The sequence below is a fragment of the Pseudomonas siliginis genome (assembly GCF_024072275.1).
GTDB lineage: Bacteria > Pseudomonadota > Gammaproteobacteria > Pseudomonadales > Pseudomonadaceae > Aquipseudomonas > Aquipseudomonas siliginis.
On sequence record NZ_CP099598.1, the window covers coordinates 2,325,729 to 2,352,171 of the forward strand.

A 26,443-nucleotide genomic window follows, 5' to 3' on the forward strand; every position below is an offset into this window, starting at 1 on the left:
GATAAGCGCGGGCGTCCGTAGGTTTTTGCGACCACAGCGACGCCCCTTTGCAATACGTGAGTCTGAGGAAATCACCCGATGCTGACCCTGAATATCAATGGCAAGGACCAAGAGCTCGATGTCCCCGCCGACATGCCGCTGCTCTGGGTTCTGCGCGATATCGCGCACCTGACCGGGACCAAGTTCGGTTGCGGCATGGCCCAGTGCGGCGCCTGCACCGTGCACGTCGACGGCGCGCCATTACGCTCCTGTATCACCCCGGCGACTGCCGTCGCCCATGGGCAGAAAATCCTCACCATCGAGGGCTTGTCCACCGATGGCTCGCACCCGGTGCAGCAGGCCTGGGCCGAGCTGGACGTGGTGCAGTGCGGTTATTGCCAGTCCGGGCAGATCATGTCCGCCGCCGCATTGCTGGCGAAAATTCCCAAGCCCACCGACAGCGATATCGATCAGGCGCTCTCCGGCAATATCTGCCGCTGCGGCACCTATCCGCGCATTCGCGCTGCGGTCAAACGCGCCGCCGAAATCGGCTGAGTCATTCTCTGGGAGAGGAACGATGAACAGTCCTGTATCGCGTCGCGGGTTTCTCAAGGGCAGCGCACTGTTAAGCGGCGGCCTGATGGTGGCGTTTGTGGTGCCCGGGGCCAACCGCTTTGCCCGGGCGGCAGAAAATCAGAACAAGACCTTCGCACCCAACGCGTTTCTGCGCATCGCGGCGGACAACAGCGTCACCGTGCTGCTCGGTCATTCGGAAATGGGCCAGGGCATCTGGACCGGCCTGACCATGCTGATCGCCGAAGAACTGGACGCCGACTGGTCGAAAATCCGCGTCGAGCACTCGCCAGCCTCGGCGGCGGATTACGGGTTGCCGGCATTTGGCGGCATGCAGATCACCGGTGGCTCGACGTCGACCTGGATGGAATTCGACCGCTATCGACTCGCCGGGGCGACGGCGCGGCAGATGCTGGTGGAAGCGGCGGCGAAACGCTTCGACGTCGCCCCGTCGACGATTCGCACGGAGTCCGGCGTGGTCATCGCCGGGGACCAACGCGCGACCTACGGCGAACTGGCCGATGCCGCCGGGCAACTGCCGGTGCCGGACCAGAAAACCATCACTTTCAAGGAAGCCAAGGACTGGAAAGTCATCGGCAAACCGACCAAGCGCCTCGATACCCCGGAGAAGATCACCGGCCGCGCCAAGTTCGGCATGGACGTGCAGTTTGAAGGCCTGATGACCGCGATGGTCGCCCGCGCCCCGGTGTTCGGTGCCACGGTGAAATCCTTCGAAGGCGCCGCAGCGCTGGCCATTCCCGGCGTACACAAGGTTGTGCAGGTGCCCAGCGGCGTAGCGGTGGTGGCCGAGCATTTCTGGGCGGCGAAGCTGGGCCGTGATGCGCTGAAGGTCGATTGGGACCTGGGGCCGTTGGCCGACATGAGCAGTGAAAAGCTGCTGGAGAGTTTCCGCAAACTGGCAGCGACGCCGGGCACCTCGGCCACGCAGGCTGGAGATGCCAAGGCCAATTTCGGCAAAGCCGCGAAAAAAATCGAGGTCGAATACAGCGTGCCTTACCTAGCCCACGCGCCGATGGAACCGCTCAATTGCACGGTGAAAATCAGCGCCGGCAAATGCGAAATCTGGACTGGCACGCAGTTTCAGACCCTCGACCAAATGGTCGCCAGCAAGATCACCGGGCTCAAGCCCGAGCAGGTCGAAATTCACACGGAATTTCTTGGTGGTGGCTTCGGTCGCCGTGCCAATCCGACTTCGGATTTCGTCGCCGAAGCGGTGCAAGTGGCGAAAGCGGCGGACCTGCCGGTGAAAACCGTGTGGGCGCGCGAAGATGACATTCGCGGCGGCTACTATCGTTCGATGTACCTGCACAAGGCGCAGGTCGGGCTGGGCGCTGATGGTTTGCCGATGAGCTGGCAGCATGTGCTGGTCGGCCAGTCGATCATGGCCGGGACGATGCTCGAGGCAGCGATGGTCAAGAACGGCATCGATGCCACCTCGGTCGAGGGCGTGGCCGACAGTCCGTACATCAAGGATCTGCCTCATCATCAGGTCGATCTGCATTCGCCGCAGACCGGCATCAATGTGTTGTGGCTGCGTTCGGTGGGCCACACCCACACGGGGTTTGTCATGGAATCGCTGATCGATGAACTGGCGACGGCGGCGGGCAAGGATCCGGTGGAGTACCGACGAACGCTGCTCAAGGCGCACCCGCGCCACCTCGGCGTGCTCAATCTGGCGGTGGAGAAGGCCAACTGGGGCGCGCCGTTGCCGGACGGGCATGCTCTGGGCGTGGCGGTGCACGAGTCGTTCGGCAGCTACGTGGCGCAAGTGGCGGAGGTGTCGCAGGACAATCTGGCGATCCGCGTGCATCGGGTGGTCTGCGCCGTGGACTGCGGCATTGCGGTAAACCCGCAGAGCATCGCCGCGCAGATGGAATCGTGCATCACTTTCGGCCTCGGCATGGCCCTGCACAGCAAGCTCACCGTCAAGGACGGCGGCGTCGTGCAGTCCAACTATCACGATTATCAAGTGCTGCGGCTCAATGAAATGCCGGCGGTGGAAGTGCACATCGTCCCCAGCAGCGAAAAACCCGGCGGCATCGGCGAGCCCGGCGTGCCACCGACTGCGCCGGCGGTAGCCAACGCAGTGTTCGCCTTGACCGGGCAGCGCCTGCGCGAACTGCCACTGCAATTGTCGGGGGTGTGAGATGAAACGACATCTTGTGTTGGGCACCGTCGTGTTGCTGGGCCTCGGTGGCTATGCCTCGGACCTGTTTGCCGAGGATCAGGAAGCGTTGAAGGCCTTCGGCACGGTGCAGAAAGTGTTCCAGAGCCCGCGCTGCCAGAACTGCCACATTCCCGGCGATTCGCCGTTGCAGTTCGACGCCGGCATCCCTCACGCGATGAATGTAGTGCGCGGCATGGATGGCAAGGGCGCCGCCGGTTTGCCCTGCGCCACCTGTCACGCTGAAAGCAATCCGCCGGCCAGTTATGGCCCCCATGCGCCGCCGGGTGCGCCGCACTGGAGCCTGCCGCCAGCGGCACACAAAATGGCCTGGATCGGCCTGCCCTCGGACAAGCTCTGCGCGATGATCAAGGACCGTGCGAGCAACGGCGATCGGGATTTCGCCGCGCTGTTAAAACACGTCAGCGAAGACAAACTGGTGCTCTGGGGCTGGAATCCCGGGGCAGGGCGCGCACCGGTGCCGGTGCCGCACGATATTTTCGTCGCGCAGTTCAAACTCTGGGCCGATGCCGGCGGGCCGTGTCCGGTGGCGCAAATGTGATGCCCCGACGATTAAGCGCTACGCTGAACGCATGACTGTCTACGGAGTGTGCGCATGCTGGTGCCCGGAAAACCTGCCAATGAAGCTGCACGAATCGACGCCTTGCACGGCCTCAACCTCGACTCGGCGCCGGAGGAGCGCTTTGATCGTCTGACACGCCTGGCCAAGCGCCTGTTCAACGTGCCGATCGCCCTGGTCACGCTGGTCGACAAGGATCGCCAGTGGTTCAAGTCCTGTGTGGGTCTGGATGTCAGCGAGACATCCCGCGATGTCTCGTTCTGCGGCCATGCGATTTTGCAAAACGAGCTGATGCTGGTGCCCGATGCGCTGGAAGATTTGCGCTTTCATGACAACCCGTTGGTCACCGGCGCACCGAATATTCGCTTTTACGCCGGTTATCCGCTGACCGTGCCGGACGGTAACAAAATGGGCACCTTGTGCCTGATCGATACCAAACCCCGCCATCTCGACGACGAAGAGCGTGCCTTGTTGCGCGACCTCGCGGAGATGGCCGAGCAAGAGCTGACGGCGGTGCAGATGGCAAGCATGGATGAACTGACGCTGCTGTCCAATCGCCGTGGTTTCAAGCAACTGGCCCAGCACGCGCTGGATGCCTGCGCACGTTTGAACCGACCGGCGACGCTGTTGTTTTTCGATCTCAACGACTTCAAGCAGATCAACGATCTGTACGGGCATGCCGAAGGTGACAGTGCGCTGAAGACCTTCGCCGATGTGTTGCGCATTGCCTTTCGCGAGAGCGATGTGGTCGGGCGCTTGGGTGGTGATGAGTTCGTCGCGTTGCTGACCGGCTCGAGCCACGTTGAAACCACGCGGATCATGGCGCGGCTCAAGGAAATCCTCGAAGAGCGCAACGCCACGCTGCACCGTGGTTACGCGATTCGCTTCAGCGTCGGCCAGATCGAATACGACCCCAAACGCCACGAAAGCGTTGATCGACTGCTGGCCGATGCGGATGGCGCAATGTATGCGCACAAGCAAGCTCTGAAAGGCTGCTAGCACCGGCACCATCGCTGGCGAGCCAGCTCCCACAGACTCCCTTGAATCCCGTGGGAGCGGGCTTGCCCGCGATGGCGGTGGGTCAGGCAATTTGATGCTGGCTGATGGAATGTCTTTGCGAGCAGGCTCGCTCCCACAGGTCTCGATGGCGCGGAGGATTTTTCAGTTCAGCACCATCTATGTGGGAGCGAGCCTGCTCGCGAAGGCGTCAGTCGATCTATCGCCGGATTCGCCAGTGCTCAGCGCTTGGGCGGGCTCAGCTTCTGGTAAAACGCCAGCCATTTCTCGTGACTCGCAGCGGCATCCTCGAGTTCGGGCACGCGCAATGCGTCTTGCAAGGCTTGCGCTTTGAAAGCATCGAACAGATGCCTGACGGCAGTGCTGGCGATGGCGTTAACTGTGTTGGAGACGAAGGTATCGGGCACGGCGGCGCGCTCCTGTTGCGCCAGGGGTGCGCCCTGAATATCGAGGCGAGTAATGAACGCGTTACAAGTGGCATTCAAGCGAGGCTGGGAGCCGTGCCTGTAGGCTTCGGCGTCGACGGGCAGCGATTTCGCCGCATCATTTGCCCCCGATGGTTTGAGTAATGCAAGGTCGATATCGCGACGCAGCACCACTTCATTCCTGCCAGTGAAAATCTCGAAGACTCTGGCTGGACTCCCACGCAGCAGCGCCAAGATGCCGAATGGCGCAGTGCTGGCGTCAGCCAGCTTGTCCGTGGCTGCCGATACTGGCCGCAGGGCGAGCAGTTCCAGCTCGTGATCTTCGATGTCGATTCGCTGCGCGAACGGCAAGCGACAGAACGCTTCCTTGAGAAATGCGATATGTGCGTCCTTCATTTGCCTCAGGCGTGCGCTCAGTGCCGCATGGAAGTAGGTCGCCACATTGTGCAGTCTGGGCAACGAGGCAAGCATGGGGGCCAGTTGCAACTGTGCATTGCTCGATTGCCATCCTTGCAGGTCACCTGTCAGCTTGCCGGCGACATGCAGTTCGCTCAGCGAATAGTGCGCTGCAGAGGTCTGCGTGTTGGAGTCGGGAGCAAACAGCGCCTTCTCCGTGAGGTAGGGGGAATCGCTGAACACCTTGCGCAGATCGGCCAGGGCAACCGTGACGGGAGTGGGCGGTGCCGAGAGGAACGCCCGCCGATAAAGATCGTTCAACAGGCGATTGTGGTTGCGGAACAGGACATCGGCCTGCTTCAGAGTCGTGGCGTCATAAACAGTCACCGGAAATTCGGCGTTGCGCTGGATCAGCCCTCTGGCAACCGCCCAGTCAACGACCAGTGAGGCACAGGAATCCTCGCGCAGGAATTTGTAGAAGTGCGTGGGGGCCGGGCCTTTGGTCAGTTGGCTCAGTTGCTCATAGCTCATCAGGCGTGCCACACCCGGCATTTGGCTTTCGATATACAGCACGACCTGCTTCAGCCTGACCCAACGCGAACAACTCATGTAACAGAGTGATGGCGGAATATGCCGGGTCAGAAACTCCGGCGCTATACCGGACAACAACAGATGGGTGGCCAACGTCTTGTTTTTGACCGATGCAAGAGCGGGCTGCCGATCAATGAAGCGGCGTACCTCGTCATAGCTGTCGCCCCAGAAATCACGCCCCTCCAGACGTTGCTCGACAATACGGTTCAAATCTTCACCCGCGTTCGGCTCCAGGCTGAGAATCAATGCAGCGAGCAACAGGCGATCGCGGTTGGTGGCCAGCAGGCGTTTCTCCTGCGCCGGAGCGCCCAGAGTCTTCACCAGCAGATTGCCCAGCGTTTGCGCGCGCGGTGTGATCAGAATACGGCTGATCAGGTAGTCGGCTTTTGCCTGGAGCGTTTTGAGCGGCAGATCGGTATCGACACCCTCACTGAGGTAGTCGATCAACGGCGGCGAGTCTACGGGTAAAAACGCCTGTGTGGTGTCGATGATGCTCTGACGCTGTTGCGCCGTGAACCGTTCGGTTTGTGTCCACGGCTGGCCGAGCAGATACCAGTGATTCATATGCCCGGGGCGGGTGTGCAGATTGATCCTGAACCATTTCACCAGCGCGAGGGCTTGCTCGACAGTGTTCGGCAAAAGCAGATTGTAGAAGCGCAGCATTTGCCCAAGGGTGACTTTACCGCTTGAGCGCAGGGCGCCGCCGGCTTTGCTTGCCTTGGCCTTGAGCTGGTCGCGAAAGAGTTTCAGATCAGCCTGTTTTTCCACCTGCGCCGTCAGGGTGACCCAGCCTTTTACGCTGGCAGTACCGACATGACCGGATTCGGTGACGAGCAATTGACTGTCGGCGGGCAGTCCGTGCTGCTGCAGGATGGCTTGAAAATCCTCATCGGCGCTGAGTGTCTGCAATTGACGCTGGCCATACTTCATCCGTCCCGCCAGCGCGGAATCCGGATGGGGCTCGCTGATTTCCTCGTAATCGATCTTGGCCTTGGGCGCTTTGTTCCAGCTCAGCGCTTCAAGGCGTCGCACGATGTGCCGGTTATCTTCCAGAGCGCCAAACTCTTCACGATAACTGCGGATGGGGTCGTTGCTTTGCACGTAATCGCTGACGTAGGGCAGCGCCGGCCAGCTTTGCTGGCGCAGGCGTTGCGCAAGTGCCCTGGCTTCGCGAGCATCTTGCGGCAACGCAAACTCATAGCGGCCCAGAAGCTCGCCCAGTTTGAGGCGCGGCCCTCTGGCCGGTGCAGAAACAGAGGCCGAAGTGAGGGTTACCGGCGTGTCGAGAAAGCCTCGCTGCTCGAAAGGGTCGCTCGCCAGCAACACTTCATCGATTCGATCGGCGATCGCCCGAAAATCTTGCAGTTGCGCGTTGCGTTCCTTCACTAGCGCCGACGTGCTCTGGCCGTTTTCATCGATGGCCGCCAGCCCGGTTTTCTTCAGCTCGGCGAGGATGACTCGGGCCTGAATCTGGTTTTGCGGTTCCGGGTAACCGTAGAACGCCAGCACCACTTGCCGTGGAAACCGATACAGCGGGTTGGCGGATTTACCGCCGATGTAGGGCAGGCCCAGCCCCGCAGGATCGATACGCTGGGAAATCGACAGCAGCATCGGCGCCATCTGCCACCAGCCTGAATCATCTTCCAGCGTGAACGTGCGAACGCCGTTGGAGCCGTTCGAGGGTGTTTGCGCTTGCAGGGTATCGCCCTTGATCTGCAGGGTGTCCAGATCGATGTTAAAGCCACTGGCCCAGTCCAGAAATTCGGGGCGTTCGAGGGCGCTCCAGTAAAGCTCCATCCATTCGCGCAGCCGGCATGCACGGGGAACCTCCAGCGTGCGCGCCGATGTGGCGGCGCTGACCACCGGTACGGCGGTCAATTCTGCGATGAGATTGTGAATCAGCGTCTGTTCGTGTACCGGTGTGTCGTCCATCTGCGCCTCCCTGGCGGCTGATAAGCATCGAGCGCCGAGTATCAAAGGCAGGGCAGGGTGGTTGGCGGTACATATGTAGTTGGGCGAGCTTTCCTGCAGGCATAAAAAAACCCGCCGGATCCGGCGGGTTTTTCTATCGGCTACAGGAAGATCACTCTTCGATGTTGCCCATCGCGGTGGTGTTGAAGCCGCCGTCGACGTACATGATTTCACCGCTGATGCCCGACGCCAGGTCGGAGCACAGGAAGGCGCCGGCGTTGCCGACTTCTTCGATGGTGACGTTGCGGCGCAGCGGAGTCTGCGCTTCGTTGGCGGCCAGCATCTTGCGGAAGTTCTTGATGCCGGAAGCGGCCAGGGTGCGGATCGGGCCAGCCGATACGCAGTTGACGCGGGTGCCGTCCGGACCGAGGGAACCGGCCAGGTAACGGACGCCGGCTTCCAGCGAGGCCTTGGCCATGCCCATCACGTTGTAGTTCGGCATGGTGCGCTCGGCGCCCAGGTACGACAGGGTCAGCAGGCTGCCGTTGCGGCCTTTCATCATTTCGCGACCGGCCTTGGCCAGGGCCACGAAGCTGTAGGCGCTGATGTCGTGAGCAATGCGGAAACCTTCACGGGTGGTGGCTTCGGTGAAGTCGCCGTCCAGTTGGTCGCCCGGGGCGAAGCCGACGGAGTGCACGATGCAGTCCAGGCCGTCCCACTTCTTGCTCAGCTCTTCGAAGACCTTGGCGATTTCTTCATCGCTGGCCACGTCGCACGGGAAGCACAGCTCAGGGCTCGAACCCCAGCCTTGTGCGAACTCTTCGACGCGACCCTTGAGTTTGTCGTTCTGATAAGTGAAGGCAAGCTCAGCGCCCTCGCGATGCATGGCGGCAGCGATGCCGGATGCGATGGACAGCTTGCTGGCGACACCGACGATCAGTACGCGCTTACCGGCGAGAAAACCCATGTGTTGCTCCTCTTTCAGGTTATTGCGCAGTGGCTGGTGCCAGAAAAGCGGCTTCCAGCAACTGCTGTGTATACGGATGTTGGGGGGCGGCAAAGATACTTTGCGCGTCTCCCTGTTCGACCACTTGGCCATGCTTGACCACCATCAGCTGGTGGCTCAGCGCTTTGACGACAGCCAGGTCATGGCTGATGAACAAATACGTCAGGTTGTACTTGGCTTGCAGTGAACGCAACAGCTCCACCACTTGCCGCTGCACCGTCCGGTCGAGCGCCGAAGTCGGCTCGTCCAGCAGGATCAGCGCCGGTTTCAGCACCAAGGCCCGGGCAATGGCGATTCGCTGCCGTTGCCCACCGGAAAATTCGTGGGGGTAGCGGTGCCGGGTTTCCGGATCCAGACCTACCTCCTTCAATGCCGCAATGATCGCCGCTTCCTGTTCGGCTGCGGTGCCCATTCTGTGTATCCGCAGGCCTTCGCCAACGATGTCATTGACGCACATGCGCGGGCTCAGGCTGCCGAACGGGTCCTGAAACACCACCTGCATCTCCCGCCGCAGCGGCCGAATCTCGTTCTGCGTCAGGCAGTCTAGCTGCTTGCCTTCAAAGCGGATCGTGCCTTTGCTGCCGATCAGCCGCAAAATCGCCAGACCGAGGGTGGATTTGCCAGAACCGCTTTCGCCGACGATCCCCAAAGTCTGCCCCTGAGGCAGGCTGAAATTGATGCCGTCCACTGCCTTGACGTAATCCACCGTGCGTTTGAGCAGGCCTTTCTTGATCGGGAACCAGACTTTGAGGTCCTCGACTTCAAGCAGCGGCGCGCCGATTTCATTGCTCGCCGGGCCGCCGCTGGGCTCCGCGCCGAGCAATTCCCGAGTGTACGGATGCTGCGGCGAACGGAACAGCTCTGCGCACGATGCCTGTTCGACGATGCAACCGCGCTGCATGACACATACGCGATGCGCAATTCTTCGCACCAGGTTCAAATCGTGACTGATCAGTAGCAGCGACATGCCCAATCGGGCCTGAAGATCCTTGAGCAAATCGAGGATTTTCAGCTGAACGGTCACGTCCAGCGCCGTGGTCGGTTCGTCGGCGATCAGCAATTCCGGCTCGTTGGCCAGGGCCATGGCGATCATCACCCGCTGCCGCTGGCCGCCGGACAATTCATGGGGCAGCGCCTTGAGCCGCTTGTGCGGCTCGGGAATGCCGACCATTTCCAGCAGCTCCAGCGTGCGTTTGGTCGCCACTTTGCCACTCAGGCCCTTGTGGATGCCGAGCACTTCGTTGATCTGCTTCTCAATCGAATGCAGCGGATTGAGCGAGGTCATCGGCTCCTGAAAGATCATGGCGATGCGGTTGCCACGAATATGGCGGATGGTCTTCTCGCTCAAATCCAGCAGGTTCTGCCCGGCGTAATTGATGCTGCCGGCCGGATGCCGCGCCATGGGGTAGGGCAGCAGGCGCAGGATCGAATGCGCCGTTACCGATTTGCCCGAGCCCGATTCGCCGACCAGTGCCAGGGTCTCGCCGCGCTTGATGTCAAAGCTCACGCCCTCGACCACGCGGTGCACGCGCTCGCCGAAACCGAATTCGACGGCGAGGTCGCGCACTTCGATCAGATTGTCCTGATTCATTTCACTTCCTCGGGTCGAAGGCATCGCGAGCGGACTCGCCGATAAACACCAGCAGGCTCAACATCAGTGCCAGTACGGCAAACGCGCTCATGCCCAGCCACGGCGCCTGCAGGTTGGATTTGCCTTGGGCAACCAGTTCGCCCAGCGACGGACTGCCGGCCGGCAAGCCGAAGCCGAGGAAGTCCAGCGCGGTCAGGGTGCCGATGGCGCCGGTGAGAATGAACGGCATGAAGGTCATGGTCGAGACCATGGCGTTGGGCAGGATGTGGCGGAACATGATCGCGCCGTTCTGCATGCCCAGCGCGCGGGCGGCGCGCACGTATTCCAGATTGCGCCCGCGCAGGAACTCGGCGCGCACCACATCGACCAGGCTCATCCACGAGAACAGCAGCATGATGCCCAGCAACCACCAGAAATTCGGCTGGACGAAACTGGCAAGGATGATCAGCAGATACAGCACCGGCAGCCCCGACCAGATCTCGAGAAAACGCTGCCCGGCGAGATCGACCCAGCCGCCATAAAAGCCCTGTAGCGCCCCGGCAATCACGCCGATGATCGAACTCAGCACGGTCAGCGTCAGCGCAAACAACACGGAAATGCGGAAACCGTAGATCACCCGCGCCAACACGTCGCGGCCCTGATCGTCGGTGCCCAGCAGGTTGTCCGCCGAGGGTGGCGCCGGGGCCGGGACTTTCAGGTCGTAGTTGATGCTCTGGTAGCTGTAGGGGATCGGCGCCCACAGAATCCACGCGTCCTTGGCCTTGAGCAGTTCGCGAATGTACGGACTCTTGTAGTTGGCTTCCAGCGGGAATTCGCCGCCGAACGCGGTTTCCGGATAGCGCTTGATCGCCGGGAAATACCAGTTGTTGTCGTAATGCACGACCAGCGGCTTGTCGTTGGCAATCAGCTCGGCGCCCAGACTCAGGCCGAACAGGATCAGAAACAGCCACAGCGACCACCAGCCACGCTTGTTGGCCTTGAACAGTTCGAAGCGCCGGCGGTTGAGAGGGGACAGGTTCATCTCAATGCTCCCGGCTGGCGAAGTCGATACGCGGATCGACAAAGGTGTAGGTCAGATCGCCGATCAGTTTCACCACCAGCCCGAGCAGGGTGAAGATGAACAGGGTGCCGAACACCACCGGGTAATCGCGATTGATCGCCGCTTCGAAACTCATCAGGCCGAGGCCGTCGAGGGAGAAAATCACTTCCACCAGCAACGAACCGGTGAAGAAGATACCGATGAATGCCGACGGAAAACCGGCAATCACCAGCAGCATGGCGTTGCGGAACACGTGGCCGTAGAGCACGCGATGGCGGGTCAGGCCCTTGGCCTTGGCGGTGACCACATACTGCTTGTTGATTTCGTCGAGAAAGCTGTTCTTGGTCAACAGGGTCATGGTCGCGAAGTTGCCGATCACCAGTGCGGTGACCGGCAATGCCAGGTGCCAGAAGTAATCGAGGATCTTGCCGCCCAGGCTCAGCTCATCGAAGTTGTTCGAAGTCAGCCCGCGCAGGGGGAACCAGTCCAGATAACTGCCGCCGGCAAATACCACGATCAGCAGGATCGCAAACAGAAACGCCGGGATCGCATAGCCGACGATGATCGCCGAACTGGTCCATACGTCGAAGTGACTGCCGTGCCGCGTGGCCTTGGCGATGCCCAGCGGGATCGACACCAGATACATGATCAGCGTGCTCCACAGCCCCAGCGAGATCGACACCGGCATCTTTTCCTTGATCAGGTCGATGACCTTGGCGTCGCGGAAGAAACTGTCGCCGAAATCCAGCTGCGCATAGTTCTTGACCATGATCCACAGACGTTCCGGGGCCGATTTGTCGAACCCGTACATGTGCTCGATTTCCTTGATCAGCGCCGGATCCAGCCCCTGCGCGCCACGGTAGGACGAGCCGGCCACCGCCACTTCGGCACCGCCGCCGGCAATCCGGCTGGTGGCGCCTTCGAAACCTTCGAGCTTGGCGATCATCTGCTCGACCGGCCCGCCGGGCGCGGCCTGGATGATCACGAAGTTGATCAGCAGAATGCCGAACAGGGTCGGGATGATCAGCAGCAGTCGCCGAAAGATATACGCCAGCATCTGATTACTCCGTGCCCGCAGGGTCGGCTTGCAGTTGGGTTTCGACTTCTACGGCAGGCTTGGCGTCAGGCTTGACCCACCAGGTATTGATGCCGATGTCGTACTTGGGCGAGGTTTTCGGGTGGCCTATATGATTCCAGTAGGCCACGCGCCAGCTCTTGATGTGCCAGTTGGGCACCACGTAGTAGCCCCATTGCAGTACGCGATCCAGCGCGCGAGCGTGGGCCACCAGACTTTTGCGCGAGTCGGCGTTGATCAGGCTTTCCACCAGTTGATCGACGGTAGGATCCTTGAGGCCCATGCTGTTGCGGCTGCTCGGTTTGTCGGCGGCGGCGCTCATCCAGTACTCGCGCTGCTCGTTGCCCGGTGAGTTGGACTGCGGAAAGCTGCCGACCATCATGTCGAAGTCCCGCGAGCGCACGCGGTTGATGTACTGCGAGACGTCGACGCGGCGGATCACCAGATCGATACCGAGGTCGCTGAGGTTGCGCTTGAACGGCAGCAGCACCCGTTCGAACTCGGTCTGGGCGAGGAGGAATTCGATCACCACCGGTTTGCCAGTGGCGTCGACCATTTTGTCATCGACGATTTTCCAGCCGGCCTCTTGCAGCAGTTGATACGCCTCACGCTGCTGGGTGCGGATCATGCCGCTGGCGTCGGTCTTGGGATTTTCGAAGGCTTCGCTGAACACCTGGGCCGGCAGTTTGCTGCGAAACGGTTCGAGGATCGTCCGTTGCTCGGCGTCGGGCAGGCCGGTGGCGGCCATTTCCGAGTTCTCGAAGTAACTGCGGGTGCGCACGTAGGCGCCGTTGAACAATTGCTTGTTGGTCCATTCGAAGTCGAACAGCAGCCCCAGCGCCTGACGCACGCGCACATCCTGGAACACCGGGCGGCGCAGGTTGAAGACGAAGCCCTGCATGCCGGTCGGGTTGCTGTTGGGGATCAGTTCCTTGATCAAACGCCCCTCGGTGACCGCCGGAACGTTATAGGCGCTGGCCCAGTTCTTCGCGGTCATCTCCAGCCAGTAATCGAACTGCCCGGCCTTCAGTGCTTCGAGGGCGACGGTGTTGTCGCGGTAATAGTCGGTGGTCATCGTGTCGAAGTTGTAGAAGCCACGGTTGACCGGCAAGTCCTTGCCCCAGTAATCCTTGACCCGCTCGTAACGTACCGAACGGCCGGCCTTCACTTGGGTGACCTTGTACGGGCCGCTGCCCAGCGGGATTTCCAGATTGCCCTTGTTGAAGTCGCGACTGGCCCACCAGTGTTTCGGCAGGACCGGCAACTGGCCGAGGATCAGCGGGAGCTCGCGGTTGTTGCTGTGCTTGAACTTGAACAAGACTTTCAACGGGTCTTCGGCGATGGCTTCGGCGACGTCGTTGTAGTAGCCGCGAAACATCGGCGAGCCTTCCTTGGTCAACGTCTCGAAGCTGAACACCACGTCTTCGGCGCGCACCGGGTGGCCGTCGTGGAAACGTGCTTGCGGGCGCAGGTAGAAGCGCACCCAACTGTTGTCGTCGGCTTTCTCGATCTTGCTGGCAATCAGGCCGTACTCGGTGAACGGCTCGTCGAGGCTGTGTTTGGTCAGGGTGTCGTAGATCTGGCCGATGTCATCGGCCGGCACGCCTTTGTTGATGAACGGGTTGAGGCTATCGAAGCCGCCGAAACCGGCTTGGCGGAACACGCCGCCCTTGGGCGCATCAGGGTTCACGTAGTCGAAATGCTTGAAATCGGCCGGGTATTTCGGCGGCTCGTTGTACAGGGTCACGGCGTGTTGCGGGGCGGCCCAGGCCAGCCCGGCGAACAGCAAGCCGCCGGCCTGCACGAGCAGGGTGCGAACAGCGTTCATCGATCTTTCTCCGAAGACTTCAGCCACCATGCGCTCAGGCCCAGGGTGTAGGGCGGCGTGGTGACAAAGGCCAACCGGTTGCGGTAGGCCAGACGGTGATAATTGAGGTACCAGTTGGGAATGCTGTAGTGCTGCCAGAGCAGCACGCGGTCGAGCGCCTTGCCGGCGGCCACCTGCTCGTCGCGAGTGCGGGCGGCGAGCAATTGTTCGAGCAGGTGATCGACCACCGGATTGGCGATGCCCGCGTAATTCTTGCTGCCCTTGACGTTCACCTGGCTGGAGTGGAAGTACTGCCACTGCTCAAGGCCCGGGCTCAGGGTCTGGCCGAGGGTCATCGAGATCATGTCGAAATCGAATTGGTCGAGGCGCTGTTTGTACTGGGCGCGATCGACGGTACGCAGGCGCGCGTCGATGCCGATGCTGTTGAGGTTTTCGATGTACGGCTGATAGAGCCGCTCCAGGCTCGGGTTGACCAGCAGCAGTTCGAAGCGCAGCGGTTGGCCGTCTTTGTCTTGCAGGCGCTGGCCGTGGAGCTTCCAACCGGCCTCGGCGAGCAGGGCGAGGGCTTTGCGCATAGTCTCGCGCGGAATGCCACGGCCGTCGGTTTTCGGCAGGGTGAACGGCTCGGTAAACAGCCTGGCCGGCAGTTGCTCCTTGTAGGGTTTGAGCATCAGCCATTCATGGCCGACCGGCAGGCCGGACGCAGTGAATTCGCTGTTGGGGTAGTAGCTGCTGGTGCGTTTATAGGCATCGCTGAACAGCGCGCGGTTGGTCCATTCGAAATCGAACATCAGACCCAACGCTTCGCGCGTCCTGACATCGGCGAAGGTCGCGCGGCGGCTGTTCATGAACAGGCCCTGAGTCTGGGTCGGGATCTGATGCGGGATCTGCACCTTGATCACTTCGCCACGACGTACAGCAGGGAAGTTGTAACCGTTGACCCAGTTCTTTGCCTGATGCTCGATGTAGATGTCGAACTCACCGGCCTTGAACGCTTCGAAGGCGACATCGCTGTCGCGGTAGAACTCGACTTCCATGCGATCGAAATTGTACTTGCCGCGATTGACCGGCAGATCCTTGCCCCAGTAATCCTTGACCCGCTCGAAAATCAGCTGTCGGCCTGGCGTGACCGACGTGATGCGGTACGGCCCGCTGCCCAGCGGTGGTTCGAACGTGGTGGCTTTGAAGTCGCGGTCTTTCCAGTAATGCTGCGGCAGCACCGGCAACTCGCCCAGGCGCAGGATCAGCAGCGGATTGCCCGAGCGCTTGAACACAAAGCGAATGCGCTGCTTGTTGAGGATGTCGACTCGCAGCACTTCCTGCAGGGCCGTGCGATACAGCGGATGACCGTCCTTGAGCAGCGTTCGATAGGAGAACGCCACGTCGTAGGCGGTGATCGGCGCTCCGTCGTGAAAGCGCGCTTCGGGGCGCAAATTGAAGACGACCCAGCTGCGATCTTCGCTGTACTCCACCGATTGTGCGATCAACCCGTAACTCGACGCCGGCTCGTCGCCGGACGGCGAATACTGTCCGGTACCGACCATCAGCGGCTCGTTGAGCTCGTTGATGCCGTACTGGAGAAAATTGGCGGTGGTAACCGGGCTGGTGCCCTTGAAGGTGTACGGATTGACCGTATCGAAGGTGCCGAACGCCATCACCCGCAACGTACCGCCCTTGGGCGCTTGCGGGTTGACCCAGTCGAAGTGGGTAAATCTGGCCGGGTACTTGAGCGTGCCGAACTGCGCATAACCATGACTTTCGGTAATCGTCGCGCTTGCGGGTGAGCTCAAGGCCAGGCTGATCAGGAGCAGGGAGAGGGCACGCTTCAAGTCAGATCCGATCCAGCGGCTTGGGCTTTGTGGGCCGTACAGTAACAGCTTGTCTGGACAGGAAAAAGATGCGGGTTAATGGCGGGTTAATCGTTTGCGCGAAGAGCCCCTCACCCTAACCCTCTCCCGGAGGGAGAGGGGACTGATCGTGGTGTCTGGGCGAATTGCACCGACGTGCGATACCGAGTCGAAGTCAGTTTCTGAAAAGCCCCCGATCGGCTCCCTTTCCCCCTCTCCCCCCTGGGGGAGAGGGCTGGGGTGAGGGGGATGGATCTAAAGCACACCACAAAAACTTCATCCAAAAAAAGCCCCTGAAATATCAGGGGCTCTTCAATCAGTGCGGCTGATAAACCGTAAGCATCTGCCCCGGCTTCAACGCCTTGCCCGCACCCGGGTTCCAACGCTTGAGATGTTGCATCTCGACGTTGAACCGCTTGGCCACCACATACAGGGTGTCGCCGCGCTTGACCTTGTACTGGGTCTGCTGCTTGCTCTCGTCCTTGCCTTTGGTCTTGGTATTCGCCGCGACCACGGTGTTGACCCGGCCGGACTTGCGCGCCGGGGCACGCTTGGTGTTGTCCTGCATGACCAGGGTCTGGCCGACCTTGAGATTCTTGCCGGTCAGCTTGTTCCAGCGCTGCAGATCCTTGACTTCGACCTTGTTGGCCTTGGCGATGGAGCCGAGGTTGTCGCCACGCTTGACCCGATAAGCACGTTTGAGCTGCGCCACTTCCGACGGATCGGCGCCTTCGAACACCGGTTTCAGCGAGCGCGGGCTGATCAGTTCGTCCGGGCGCATGGTCTGCAGACTGGCGGTCAGCAGTTGCGCCTTGGACGTCGGCACCAGCAAGTGCTGCGGACCGTCGATGGTGGTGCGCTGTTTGAACGCGGGGTTGAGCTGGAACAGTTCGTCTTCATCGATGTTCGCCACCGCAGCGACCTTGGACAGGTCCATGCGCTGGTTGATTTCGACGACCTGGAAGTACGGTTCGTTGGCGATCGGGTTGAGGTTGACGCCGTAGGCTTCAGGCGCCAGTACCACTTGCGACAGTGCCAGCAACTTCGGCACATAGGCCTGGGTTTCCGCCGGCAGTGGCAGGTTCCAGTAGTCGGTGGGCAGGCCGAGTTTTTCGTTGCGCTCGATCGCCCGGCTTACGGTGCCTTCACCAGCGTTGTAGGCTGCCAGCGCCAGCAGCCAGTCGCCGTTGAACATGTCGTGCAGGCGGGTCAGGTAATCCATCGCGGCCGTGGTCGAGGCGGTAATGTCGCGACGACCATCATAAAAACGCGTCTGGCGCAGGTTGAAATAACGCCCGGTGGACGGAATGAACTGCCACAGGCCCACCGCATCGGCGCGGGAATAGGCCATCGGGTTGTACGCGCTCTCGATCACCGGCAGCAGGGCCAGTTCCAGCGGCATGTTGCGCTCTTCGAGGCGTTCGACAATGTAATGAATGTAGAGGCTGCCGCGTTCACCGGCATTCTCGAGGAAGGAGGGGTTACTGGCGAACCACAGGCGTTGTTGCTCGATGCGCGGATTGACGCCAAGGCCTTCCTGCAACTGGAAGCCCTGACGCATGCGTTCCCAGATGTCCTGGGGCGCCACGGGAGTGGGCTTCTCGGTCAGCCAGATCGGCTTCTGCTTGGCTCGCGCAGCAATGTTCGGCGTATGCGTCGCTTCAGTCTGCGGAGCGTGGCTGGAGCAACCCGCCAGCGTGGCGGACACAGCCACCGCGATGGCTTGCGCCAGGCGGGTCAAAGCATCTGAATTGACGGACTTACGTATGGATGACGACATTGGCTGGAAGTAAGTTCCGGGCAAAAATGTCGGGCGATTCTAGAAAGCGCACCCCCTGCGGTCAACCATTGAGAATTTTTGTCCCGGCCGGCGCGCTTGTCAGAACTTGTCTTTCCATGCCCGCAGAGCCGCAAATACCTCGCTCGGCGCCCGGTTTTGAGCGCCTTCCCGTTCGTCCACTTTTTGTGTAACCAATGTTTCAGAAGTGCGTAAAAACGGATTGGTAAGCTTTTCCAGAGCCAGAGTCGACGGCAACGTCATCACGCCGTTCTGCCGTTGCTGCGTGACCTTTTCCAGACGGGCGGCGACTTCCGGGTTGCCCGGCTCGACGGCGGCGGCAAATTTCAGATTGCTCAAGGTGTATTCATGGGTGCAGTAGACCAGCGTATCTTCCGGCAGGGCCGCAAGACGGCTGAGCGAGCGGTACATCTGCTCGGGTGTGCCTTCGAACAACCGGCCGCAACCGGCGGCGAACAGGGTGTCGCCGCAGAACAGCAGGCCATGGTGGTAATAGGCGATGTGCCCCAGGGTGTGACCGGGCACCGCATAGACGTCGAAGTCCCAGCCGAGCACGCTGACGCTGTCGTTGTCCTTGAGCGCTACGTCGCGCGCCGGGATGCTTTCGCTGGCCGGGCCGTAGACCTTGGCGCCGGTCGCGGCTTTCAGGCGCTCGACGCCGCCGACATGGTCATGGTGATGGTGAGTGATCAGAATATCGCTGAGCACCCAGCCCGGATGCGCGTCAAGCCACGCCTGCACCGGGGTGGCGTCGCCCGGATCGACCACCGCGCAGCGCTGGGTCTGATGATCCTGTAACAACCAGATGTAGTTGTCGGTGAACGCGGGCAGGGCACTGATCTGTATCATCGTCGGAATTCGCCAAGCAGAAAACATTGGCGCATCTTAGTAGTTCCTGGCGCGTTGGAGAATGACATGACCGATAAAGCGTTCGCTCAGGCCGATCCCGACTGGCTGGCATTGATCAGCGCCGCCCGCGAATGGCTGTCGGGGCCGCTCGGGCAATTTCTGCTGGATGAAGAGCGGCGCATGCTCGATGACGAGCTCGGCCGCTTCTTCGGCGGTTATCTGGTGCATTACGGGCCGTCCGCCGAAACCCCGCCGGCCGCGCCGCAAGTGCAGCGCAACGTGCGTCTTGGCGCGCCGTTGCCCGGTGTCGAGATCGTTTGCGAAGAGCAGGCCTGGCCGTTGAGCGAGCACGCTGCCGACGTGGTGGTGATGCAGCATGGCCTGGATTTCTGCCTGTCGCCCCACGGTTTGCTGCGTGAAGCAGCGAGCAGCGTGCGCCCCGGCGGGCATCTGCTGATCATCGGCATCAACCCCTGGAGCACTTGGGGGCTGCGGCATTTCTTCGCCAATGATGCCCTGCGCAAGGCGCGCTGCATCTCGCCGTCGCGGGTCGCCGACTGGCTCAATCTGCTGGGCTTCGCGCTGGAGAAACGCCGCTTCGGGTGCTATCGTCCGCCGCTCGCATCACCCAAGTGGCAGAACCGTCTGGCCGGCTGGGAACGCAAGGCCGGTGACTGGCAATTGTCCGGCGGCGGCTTCTATCTGCTGGTGGCGCGCAAGATCGTGGTGGGGCTCAGGCCGTTGCGCCAGGAACGCCGCGAGCCGATGGGCAAGCTGATTCCGCTGCCGATGGCCAAGGTCAACCGCCGCCGCATCGAACCGTAAATCTTCTTTTATTTGTGGCCGGGCTTGTCCCGGTCGCGGTCATTGTCGATCCGTGATTGGCAGGACAGGCATTTTTCTGGAAAGACTGGCATGAGCGAAAGCGTGGAAAGCGTCGACACCGTAGAACTGTTCACCGACGGCGCCTGCAAGGGCAACCCCGGCCCCGGCGGCTGGGGCGCGCTGCTGGTGTGCAAGGGCGTCGAAAAGGAACTGTGGGGCGGCGAGGCCAACACCACCAACAATCGCATGGAGCTGCTCGGCGCGATTCGTGGCCTGGAAGCGCTCAAGCGCCCCTGCGAAGTGCTGCTGGTCACCGACTCGCAATACGTGATGAAAGGCATCAACGAGTGGATGGCCAACTGGAAGAAGCGCGGCTGGAAAACGGCTGCGAAAGAGCCGGTAAAGAATGCCGACCTGTGGAAAGAGCTGGACGAGCAGGTCAACCGCCACAAAGTCACCTGGAAATGGGTGCGCGGGCACATTGGCCATCACGGTAACGAGCGGGCTGACCAACTGGCCAATCGTGGCGTTGACGAAGTGCGTGGTTACAAGCAGAGCTGATTTCGCTTATAAACCGTGGCGCTGCCATTCGCGAGCAGGCTCGCTCCCACAGGGAAATGTATTCCAGGCCTTGAATTGGAATGCATTCAATGTGGGAGCGAGCCTGCTCGCGAAGGACCCGCCACGGTCTGCGCCACGGTCCGACTGAAACACCCCGCCGAGCGTGTTAACATCCGCGCTTTTGCATGATTGACCCGTTGAGAGCTGAGCACTGATGGCCACCAGATCCGTTGTACTCGATACCGAAACCACCGGCATGCCGGTGACCGATGGTCACCGGATCATTGAAATCGGTTGCGTCGAACTGATCGGTCGGCGCCTGACGGGCCGGCACTTTCACGTTTATCTGCAACCGGATCGCGAGAGCGACGAAGGCGCGATCGGTGTGCACGGCATCACCAACGAATTCCTCGTCGGCAAGCCGCGCTTTGCCGAAGTTGCCGATGAGTTCTTCGAGTTCATCCAGGGCGCGCAGCTGATCATCCACAACGCGGCGTTCGACGTTGGCTTCATCAACAACGAATTTGCCTTGATGGGCCAGCACGATCGCGCCGATATCACCCAGCATTGCACCATCCTCGATACCCTGATGATGGCCCGGGAACGTCACCCGGGGCAGCGCAACAGCCTCGACGCGTTGTGCAAACGTTACGGCGTCGACAACTCCGGCCGTGAACTGCACGGCGCCTTGCTCGACTCGGAGATTCTCGCCGACGTCTACCTGACCATGACCGGCGGCCAGACCAGCCTGTCGCTGGCTGGCAACGCGTCTGACGGCAATGGCACGGGCGAGGGCGCCGACAACTCGGCTACCGAAATCCGCCGCCTGCCGGTCGATCGCCAGCCAGCACGCATCATCCGGGCGACCGAAGAAGAACTGGCGGCGCATCTGGTGCGGCTGGAAATCATCGCCAAATCGGCGGGAGCGCCGGCGTTGTGGACGCAGATTGCCGAGGCTGATGCGCAGGTCTGAAAGATCGAAAAATCAAAAGATCAGAAGATCAAAAGATCGCAGCCTTCGGCAGCTCCTACGGGGAATGCATTCCATAGTGGGGACCAGGAAGGCAGCGATTTTTTGCATTTGGCGACATGAAGCCAAGTTGCCACCCTCGCCACATTCGTCGCAACCCTCTACCCTGAGTGCACTGGTCAGGTGCAAATCTGCCGCCTCAGGACACTGAGCCTCATGTACAAAGAGTTGAAATTTGCGCTGGCAATCATCCATCGCGACGGTAAGGTCGACACCGTCGGCTGCGTCAAGGAATGAGGACTTTTCCCAGTATGCAACCGGTCATGAATCCGAAATACCCAGGGTTGTCGGTGCGTGTAGCCGACGAAGGTTTTGCGCCGTATATCTGGGGCAGCGACTTCAGTTTCGAGGTCGCTGCCTACGGCGCTGCCGTGATCGGCAAGCCGGTCGAGCAGTGGCCGGTGACGCCAATCGTGCCGTACCGCAAGTGCTACGGCATCGATCCCGAAGAATTCAGCGCCTTTCACAACGCGCCCGACAGTGCGATTTTCATGGCGTACCTGGACGACGAGCCGGTCGGTCACCTGGTGATCAGCACCAACTGGAACGGCTTTGCCCACATCGATGAACTGGCGGTGCACGCCCCGGCCCGCCGCCACGGTGTGGCCAAGGCGTTGCTCGATGTCGCGCAGTTCTGGAGTCGCAAGAAGAAGCTGCCGGGCATCATGCTCGAAACCCAGAACAACAATCTCGGCGCCTGTCGTCTGTATGAGCGTTGCGGTTATGTGATCGGCGGCATCGACCAGTTACGCTATCGCGGCATCGATCCGCATACCGCTGAAGTCGCGTTGTTCTGGTATCGCCTGTTCGATAATCCGCTGGAAAAACCACTCAGCTCGACAACATCGCCTCGGCTTGTTCCGTGACGATCGCCAGCAAGGTCTGAATCGCCGCCGACGGCGCGGCATGTTTGAAGGTCAGGGCGTAGAGGCTGATCGGCACCGCCGGTGACAATGGGCAGACGTCCAGGCCACCGGCGCGGGCGCCCAGAGCGGTGAACGGATCGACGATGGCCAGACCTTCGCCGGCCTCGACCATGCTGCGCATCATCTGATGGGTCTGCACGCGGGTCTGAATGCTTGGCGCCGGGCGCAGGGCCTGAAGTTTGTTTTCCAGCGCCGGGCTCAGCGGATCCTGACCTTCGAGACCGACCATGGCCTGACCGGCCAGATCCACTAGGGAAATGTATTTCTGTTTCGGCTGCAGCCAGCCGTGCGGAGCGAGCAATTGCAGCTTGCCCTGGGCCAGCGGCTGGCAGTGGATATCGGGGTGTTCGGGATCGTGCAGGCTCAGGCCCAGATCGCTTTCGCGCAATAACAGGCTGCGGACGATGTCGCGAGTCGGCGCGCTGAGCAGGCTGCACGGTGCGTCGGGCAGGCGTCGACGCAGGGTCCCAAGGCTTTGTGGCAGTAATTGTTGGGCCAGCGGCGGGGTGCCGATGATGCGCAAGGGCGGGGCGAGGTACTGCTTGAGGCTGCTGGCCAGACGCTGCACCGGCTCAAGCGCCTCATAAACGTGTGCGATTTCCACTTGCAAGGCGCGCGCTTCGGGGGTCGATTGCAGGCGACCGCGAACGCTGGCGAACAGCATGAACCCCAACTGACTCTCGGCTTCGCGCAAACGCTCTTCGACCTCGGTCACCGGCAGTTGCAGCCATTCGGCGGCGGTGCCCAGGTGACCGGTCTGCAAGAGCGCCTGAATCACTTCGATGTGGCGTAATCGCATGCGTGAAGTCCATGTTCAGCAGGTGGGGTCAGACGCTGAATCCTACCCCAAGTCCGCTCGCATGACTTCTGCTCATAACGCTAGGTTATTGAGCGACGGTTGGCTCAGGTTCGCGGATCAGGGTAATGCCTGATTGAACCAGGAGAAACTCGCTGTCACTGACCTTGTTGACCCGATCGCCAATGGCGAGTTTGTAAATGGGCTCCGAGCCAGTGGATCCGTCTGCAGACGGGTTCGATTCCTGGAATTCATGCACGGAATAAACGCGGCCTTCCGCATCTCTTGCATGAAACTGACCGACGAGTACTGCTGCCATCTGCTTAGAACCTCTGGAGATAAAACGCTTGATTTGCGGCTTTGTAGACCGTCAGCAAGCTCGGTAAGTTTTCCTACGGGAAAAAAATATTCCTCGCGCAGGAAAAACCAATGACTACTGGTGAAAATGTCACTGGATCATCTATAACTAGCGACTCTTCCCACGGACCATCGAGAGTCATCCATGAGCAATGTCTACAACGTCGCTGTAGTGGTCGGTAGCCTGCGCAAGGCATCGATCAATCGCAAAGTCGCACTGGCCCTCGCCGAACTGGCACCGGCTAATCTCAAGCTCGAGATTGTCGAAATCGGTGAACTGCCGCTGTACAACGAAGACATCGACGGCGATTCTCCGCCGGCAGCCTACAGCACTTTCCGTCAGAAAGTGGCGTCATCCGACGCGGTGCTGTTTGTCACCCCCGAGTACAACCGCTCGATCCCGGCACCGTTGAAGAACGCCATCGACGTCGGTTCCCGTCCTTATGGCCAGAGCGCTTGGAGCGGCAAACCCGGCGCGGTGATCAGCGTATCGCCAGGCGCCATCGGCGGCTTCGGCGCCAACCAGCACCTGCGCCAGACCTTTGTTTTCCTTGATATCCATTGCCTGCAACAGCCGGAAGCCTACCTGGGCGGCGCCGGTAACGCGTTCGACGAAGCGGGCAAACTGAGCGACTCGGTGAAACCGTTCCTGCAGAAATTCATCGATGCGTACGGCCAGTTCGTCGAGCAACACAAGAAATAAACTTACCGAAACTCACTGTGGGAGCGAGCCTGCTCGCGAAGGCGGACTGTCAGATAACAATTTCACGTCTGACACACCGCTTTCGCGAGCAGGCTCGCTCCCACATTTGTTCGATTTTCACCCGTTTCGCTATTTGAAGGCTTCTGCGAATGCTCGCTGCGTCACTGATTTTCCTGCTGACCATCACCCTCGTTATCTGGCAACCCAAGGGGCTCGGCGTCGGCTGGAGTGCAACGTTGGGCGCCGTGCTGGCGTTGATTTTTGGCGTCGTTCACCTCACGGACATCCCGCTGGTCTGGCAGATCATCTGGAACGCCACCGGCACCTTCGTCGCGCTGATCATCATCAGCCTGTTGCTCGACGAGGCTGGCTTTTTCAATTGGGCGGCGCTGCACGTGGCGCGTTGGGGGCGGGGCAGTGGGCGCAAATTGTTTGCCTTCATGGTGCTGCTCGGCGCGCTGGTCTCGGCGCTGTTCGCCAATGACGGTGCGGCGCTGATTCTCACGCCGATCGTGATTTCAATGCTGTTGGCGCTGCGCTTTTCGCCAGCGGCGACGCTGGCCTTCGTCATGGGCGCCGGGTTTATCGCCGATACGGCGAGCCTGCCGCTGGTGGTGTCGAACCTGGTCAACATTGTTTCTGCGGACTTCTTCAATATCGGCTTCAACCGTTATGCAGCGGTCATGGTGCCGGTGAACTTCGTCAGCGTGGCGGCGACGCTGGGCATGTTGCTGTGGTTTTTCCGTCGCGACATCCCGGCGGCTTACGATCCGGAACAACTGGAAAACCCGCACACCGCGATCCACGACAAAGCGACTTTCTATGCCGGTTGGGCGGTGCTGGTGATCCTGTTGATCGGCTGCTTTGCCCTCGAACCGCTGGGCATTCCGATCAGCGCAATTTCGGCGGTGTGCGCCGCGCTGCTGCTGGGTATCGCCGCGCGCGGCCACAAAATCTCCACGCGCAAAGTGATGAAAGAAGCGCCGTGGCAAATCGTGATTTTCTCGTTGGGCATGTACCTGGTGGTGTACGGCCTGCGCAATGCCGGACTCACCACTTACCTCGCCGGGTGGCTGGACGTATTCGCCGGCCACGGCGTGTGGGGCGCAGCCATGGGCACCGGGGTGCTGACGGCGCTGCTGTCGTCGATCATGAACAACTTGCCGACGGTCTTGATCGGCTTGCTGTCGATCGACGCCAGTCAGGCCAGCGGGGTGATCAAGGAAGCGATGATCTACGCCAACGTGATCGGCAGCGACCTGGGGCCGAAAATCACCCCTATCGGCAGTCTGGCGACCTTGCTGTGGCTGCACGTGCTGGAGCGCAAAGGCATCCATATTGGCTGGGGCTATTACTTCCGTGTCGGGGTTGTGCTGACGGTGCCGGTGTTGCTGGTGACGTTGGCGGCATTGGCGGTGCGGTTATCCCTATAGACCGAGTTGCTCTTTTCGCGAGCAGGCTCGCTCCCACAGGGATCGCATTCCACATTTGAAATGCATTCTCTGTGGGAGCGAGCCTGCTCGCGAATTGGGTCGGACACTACAAATCTCAGGTTTGGCCGGGGACATTCGGCCAAAGATCCGCCACCAGAAACAACCGCTCCGCCTCTTCCCATTCGCCCTGGGCATTCTCGGTCAGGCGTACCATCAACTGCGCCGGGGCCAGTGCTGGCAGGTCTTCCAGCCACAAACGCAGGTGCTCATCTGTCCAGACCTGATCCGCCGGGTAATGCGCCGGCGCCAGCCACGCATGGCGGGGCAGGGGTTGCCAGCGGCCCGGCGGGCGCTGCGCGACAAACGCCGGCCAGTCCTTCTGATGCAGCCAACTGCCACGCAGATGTTGTGGATGCGCGCCGTTCGGTGAGTCGGCCTGCCCCGGCCACGGATACAGCAGATAACCGCCCAGCCACAACTGCGCGCTGAAGGTTTCGATATCCAGCGCCGCGAGCACCTCGCGGCTTTCCGGGCGCGCCGAGATCGGCAATTGATGCTCGGCCAGATGTGCCAGTTTGCGATCCAGCCGGTCATGACAACCCGGCCCCAGCCACTGCGCGGGATCGCGGCCATCGCCATCCTGCGGGCCAAGGTAGAGCTTGATCGCCAGTTCCAGATGATGCACGCCGTCGCGGTCACGCAGCAGCATGTCGAGTTCGCCGAGGGTGTGCCCGGCGCGGCGAATCGGCAGGTTGGCGGCGATCAATTCTATGCCCGGCGCATGCGAGACGGCGAACTGCCAAAGACGCTCGTAATACAGACCCAGACGCCGGGTGCGCGCCTGCGACAGCCATTGCAGCAGGCCGTAACTGTCGCGGTCGAGCTGGTGCAGCCAATATTCGAGGCGCTGCGGGTCGTTTACCCAGTCGCTGCCGGCAAGCGGATGGCGCTGGGGCCACGGCGTGGCGGCGAGCATCGGCGGCGCGAGGATCACCCACGCCAGGTCCCGCACTTCGGGATGGCGTAATCGATGGGGCAATTGCAACAAGTCGGGGAACAGGATCATCTTGCGAGCATAGCCTTAAACCTGAGTGCACCCTTGAGGCTGAAAGGATTTTGTCT

22 protein-coding genes are annotated in these 26,443 nt (G+C 61.0%); 10 read left to right on the forward strand and 12 right to left on the reverse strand.

Annotated elements, in window-relative coordinates:
- Window positions 1-78 precede the first annotated feature (78 nt).
- Genes NF676_RS10875 through NF676_RS10890 form a run of 4 tightly spaced genes read left to right on the forward strand, consistent with a single transcriptional unit; the run spans window position 79 to window position 4,316 of the window.
- The gene (locus NF676_RS10875; protein WP_041478642.1) at window positions 79-534 is read left to right on the forward strand and encodes a (2Fe-2S)-binding protein; all 456 of its coding nucleotides are present in this window, start codon (window positions 79-81) and stop codon (window positions 532-534) included.
- A 22-nt stretch (window positions 535-556) separates the two neighbouring features.
- On the forward strand, window positions 557-2,719 hold the full coding sequence (locus NF676_RS10880) for a xanthine dehydrogenase family protein molybdopterin-binding subunit (RefSeq protein ID WP_252887686.1): 2,163 nt from the start codon (window positions 557-559) through the stop codon (window positions 2,717-2,719).
- A 1-nt stretch (window position 2,720) separates the two neighbouring features.
- Window positions 2,721-3,299, forward strand: a complete 579-nt coding sequence (locus NF676_RS10885) for a hypothetical protein (RefSeq protein WP_016774149.1) — start codon at window positions 2,721-2,723, stop codon at window positions 3,297-3,299.
- Window positions 3,300-3,353: 54 nt separating this feature from the next.
- Window positions 3,354-4,316, forward strand: coding sequence for a sensor domain-containing diguanylate cyclase (locus NF676_RS10890; protein ID WP_252879862.1), 963 nt, complete (start codon window positions 3,354-3,356; stop codon window positions 4,314-4,316).
- A 239-nt stretch (window positions 4,317-4,555) separates the two neighbouring features.
- Here NF676_RS10890 and NF676_RS10895 read toward each other — a convergent pair whose 3' ends face one another.
- From NF676_RS10895 to gloB, 9 genes are all read right to left on the reverse strand, one after another.
- On the reverse strand, window positions 4,556-7,678 hold the full coding sequence (locus NF676_RS10895; protein WP_252887687.1) for a hypothetical protein: 3,123 nt from the start codon (window positions 7,676-7,678) through the stop codon (window positions 4,556-4,558).
- A 151-nt stretch (window positions 7,679-7,829) separates the two neighbouring features.
- Entirely contained in the window at window positions 7,830-8,624 is a 795-nt protein-coding gene (gene fabI / locus NF676_RS10900; protein WP_003202751.1) for an enoyl-ACP reductase FabI, read from the reverse strand.
- A 19-nt stretch (window positions 8,625-8,643) separates the two neighbouring features.
- Window positions 8,644-10,254: an ABC transporter ATP-binding protein gene (locus tag NF676_RS10905; protein WP_150635691.1), complete on the reverse strand. Its 1,611-nt coding sequence runs from the start codon at window positions 10,252-10,254 to the stop codon at window positions 8,644-8,646.
- Between the two features lies 1 nt (window position 10,255).
- Entirely contained in the window at window positions 10,256-11,275 is a 1,020-nt protein-coding gene (locus NF676_RS10910) for an ABC transporter permease (RefSeq protein WP_016774153.1), read from the reverse strand.
- Between the two features lies 1 nt (window position 11,276).
- Complete coding sequence (locus tag NF676_RS10915; RefSeq protein ID WP_016774154.1) at window positions 11,277-12,350, reverse strand: microcin C ABC transporter permease YejB; 1,074 nt, start codon at window positions 12,348-12,350, stop codon at window positions 11,277-11,279.
- Between the two features lie 4 nt (window positions 12,351-12,354).
- The gene (locus NF676_RS10920; protein WP_252883565.1) at window positions 12,355-14,196 is read right to left on the reverse strand and encodes an extracellular solute-binding protein; all 1,842 of its coding nucleotides are present in this window, start codon (window positions 14,194-14,196) and stop codon (window positions 12,355-12,357) included.
- Entirely contained in the window at window positions 14,193-16,025 is a 1,833-nt protein-coding gene (locus NF676_RS10925; protein ID WP_095179575.1) for an extracellular solute-binding protein, read from the reverse strand. Before NF676_RS10925 ends, NF676_RS10920 begins: the two co-directional genes overlap by 4 nt.
- A 334-nt stretch (window positions 16,026-16,359) precedes the next feature.
- Window positions 16,360-17,823: a transglycosylase SLT domain-containing protein gene (locus NF676_RS10930; RefSeq protein WP_041480626.1), complete on the reverse strand. Its 1,464-nt coding sequence runs from the start codon at window positions 17,821-17,823 to the stop codon at window positions 16,360-16,362.
- Window positions 17,824-17,922: 99 nt separating this feature from the next.
- Window positions 17,923-18,690, reverse strand: coding sequence for a hydroxyacylglutathione hydrolase (gene gloB / locus NF676_RS10935; RefSeq protein WP_056786790.1), 768 nt, complete (start codon window positions 18,688-18,690; stop codon window positions 17,923-17,925).
- 66 nt (window positions 18,691-18,756) lie between these two features.
- Between gloB and NF676_RS10940 the strand changes: the two genes are divergently transcribed.
- The 4 genes from NF676_RS10940 to NF676_RS10955 all read left to right on the forward strand — a co-directional run bounded on the left by NF676_RS10940 (window position 18,757) and on the right by NF676_RS10955 (window position 21,972).
- A complete protein-coding gene (locus NF676_RS10940) occupies window positions 18,757-19,515 on the forward strand; it encodes a class I SAM-dependent methyltransferase (RefSeq protein WP_041480625.1) in 759 nt (252 codons plus the stop codon).
- A 90-nt stretch (window positions 19,516-19,605) separates the two neighbouring features.
- Window positions 19,606-20,076 carry a ribonuclease HI gene (gene rnhA / locus NF676_RS10945; protein ID WP_007910572.1) on the forward strand — a complete coding sequence of 157 codons (471 nt, stop codon included), beginning with the start codon at window positions 19,606-19,608 and terminating at the stop codon, window positions 20,074-20,076.
- 214 nt (window positions 20,077-20,290) lie between these two features.
- Window positions 20,291-21,049, forward strand: a complete 759-nt coding sequence (gene dnaQ / locus NF676_RS10950) for a DNA polymerase III subunit epsilon (RefSeq protein ID WP_041480624.1) — start codon at window positions 20,291-20,293, stop codon at window positions 21,047-21,049.
- A gap of 308 nt (window positions 21,050-21,357) precedes the next feature.
- Window positions 21,358-21,972 carry a GNAT family N-acetyltransferase gene (locus NF676_RS10955; protein ID WP_016774208.1) on the forward strand — a complete coding sequence of 205 codons (615 nt, stop codon included), beginning with the start codon at window positions 21,358-21,360 and terminating at the stop codon, window positions 21,970-21,972.
- On the opposite strand, the gene NF676_RS10960 is transcribed toward NF676_RS10955, so the two are convergent.
- The gene (locus tag NF676_RS10960; RefSeq protein WP_252887688.1) at window positions 21,938-22,831 is read right to left on the reverse strand and encodes a LysR substrate-binding domain-containing protein; all 894 of its coding nucleotides are present in this window, start codon (window positions 22,829-22,831) and stop codon (window positions 21,938-21,940) included. The genes NF676_RS10955 and NF676_RS10960 overlap by 35 nt on opposite strands.
- A gap of 85 nt (window positions 22,832-22,916) precedes the next feature.
- Window positions 22,917-23,147 (reverse strand): hypothetical protein, encoded by a 231-nt coding sequence (locus NF676_RS10965; RefSeq protein WP_071171849.1) that lies wholly within the window; start codon window positions 23,145-23,147, stop codon window positions 22,917-22,919.
- Window positions 23,148-23,330: 183 nt separating this feature from the next.
- Here NF676_RS10965 and NF676_RS10970 point away from each other — a divergent pair, with 183 nt between their 5' ends.
- Both NF676_RS10970 and NF676_RS10975 read left to right on the forward strand, forming a co-directional pair.
- A complete protein-coding gene (locus NF676_RS10970; protein WP_039763234.1) occupies window positions 23,331-23,888 on the forward strand; it encodes an NADPH-dependent FMN reductase in 558 nt (185 codons plus the stop codon).
- 149 nt (window positions 23,889-24,037) lie between these two features.
- A complete protein-coding gene (locus NF676_RS10975; RefSeq protein WP_252887689.1) occupies window positions 24,038-25,321 on the forward strand; it encodes an arsenic transporter in 1,284 nt (427 codons plus the stop codon).
- Between the two features lie 115 nt (window positions 25,322-25,436).
- On the opposite strand, the gene NF676_RS10980 is transcribed toward NF676_RS10975, so the two are convergent.
- Window positions 25,437-26,387, reverse strand: a complete 951-nt coding sequence (locus NF676_RS10980; protein WP_252887690.1) for a DUF1853 family protein — start codon at window positions 26,385-26,387, stop codon at window positions 25,437-25,439.
- Between the last annotated feature and the right edge of the window lie 56 nt (window positions 26,388-26,443).

What these genes read in the sequence shown, in the direction of transcription:
- NF676_RS10875 (WP_041478642.1), top strand. Translation starts at nt 79, where the DNA reads ATGCTGACCCTGAATATCAATGGCAAGGACCAAGAGCTCGATGTCCCC.
- NF676_RS10880 (WP_252887686.1), top strand. Translation starts at nt 557, where the DNA reads ATGAACAGTCCTGTATCGCGTCGCGGGTTTCTCAAGGGCAGCGCACTG.
- NF676_RS10885 (WP_016774149.1), top strand. Translation starts at nt 2,721, where the DNA reads ATGAAACGACATCTTGTGTTGGGCACCGTCGTGTTGCTGGGCCTCGGT.
- NF676_RS10890 (WP_252879862.1), top strand. Translation starts at nt 3,354, where the DNA reads ATGCTGGTGCCCGGAAAACCTGCCAATGAAGCTGCACGAATCGACGCC.
- NF676_RS10895 (WP_252887687.1), bottom strand. Translation starts at nt 7,678, where the DNA reads ATGGACGACACACCGGTACACGAACAGACGCTGATTCACAATCTCATC.
- fabI (WP_003202751.1), bottom strand. Translation starts at nt 8,624, where the DNA reads ATGGGTTTTCTCGCCGGTAAGCGCGTACTGATCGTCGGTGTCGCCAGC.
- NF676_RS10905 (WP_150635691.1), bottom strand. Translation starts at nt 10,254, where the DNA reads ATGAATCAGGACAATCTGATCGAAGTGCGCGACCTCGCCGTCGAATTC.
- NF676_RS10910 (WP_016774153.1), bottom strand. Translation starts at nt 11,275, where the DNA reads ATGAACCTGTCCCCTCTCAACCGCCGGCGCTTCGAACTGTTCAAGGCC.
- NF676_RS10915 (WP_016774154.1), bottom strand. Translation starts at nt 12,350, where the DNA reads ATGCTGGCGTATATCTTTCGGCGACTGCTGCTGATCATCCCGACCCTG.
- NF676_RS10920 (WP_252883565.1), bottom strand. Translation starts at nt 14,196, where the DNA reads ATGAACGCTGTTCGCACCCTGCTCGTGCAGGCCGGCGGCTTGCTGTTC.
- NF676_RS10930 (WP_041480626.1), bottom strand. Translation starts at nt 17,823, where the DNA reads ATGTCGTCATCCATACGTAAGTCCGTCAATTCAGATGCTTTGACCCGC.
- gloB (WP_056786790.1), bottom strand. Translation starts at nt 18,690, where the DNA reads ATGATACAGATCAGTGCCCTGCCCGCGTTCACCGACAACTACATCTGG.
- NF676_RS10940 (WP_041480625.1), top strand. Translation starts at nt 18,757, where the DNA reads ATGACCGATAAAGCGTTCGCTCAGGCCGATCCCGACTGGCTGGCATTG.
- rnhA (WP_007910572.1), top strand. Translation starts at nt 19,606, where the DNA reads ATGAGCGAAAGCGTGGAAAGCGTCGACACCGTAGAACTGTTCACCGAC.
- dnaQ (WP_041480624.1), top strand. Translation starts at nt 20,291, where the DNA reads ATGGCCACCAGATCCGTTGTACTCGATACCGAAACCACCGGCATGCCG.
- NF676_RS10955 (WP_016774208.1), top strand. Translation starts at nt 21,358, where the DNA reads ATGCAACCGGTCATGAATCCGAAATACCCAGGGTTGTCGGTGCGTGTA.
- NF676_RS10960 (WP_252887688.1), bottom strand. Translation starts at nt 22,831, where the DNA reads ATGCGATTACGCCACATCGAAGTGATTCAGGCGCTCTTGCAGACCGGT.
- NF676_RS10965 (WP_071171849.1), bottom strand. Translation starts at nt 23,147, where the DNA reads ATGGCAGCAGTACTCGTCGGTCAGTTTCATGCAAGAGATGCGGAAGGC.
- NF676_RS10970 (WP_039763234.1), top strand. Translation starts at nt 23,331, where the DNA reads ATGAGCAATGTCTACAACGTCGCTGTAGTGGTCGGTAGCCTGCGCAAG.
- NF676_RS10975 (WP_252887689.1), top strand. Translation starts at nt 24,038, where the DNA reads ATGCTCGCTGCGTCACTGATTTTCCTGCTGACCATCACCCTCGTTATC.
- NF676_RS10980 (WP_252887690.1), bottom strand. Translation starts at nt 26,387, where the DNA reads ATGATCCTGTTCCCCGACTTGTTGCAATTGCCCCATCGATTACGCCAT.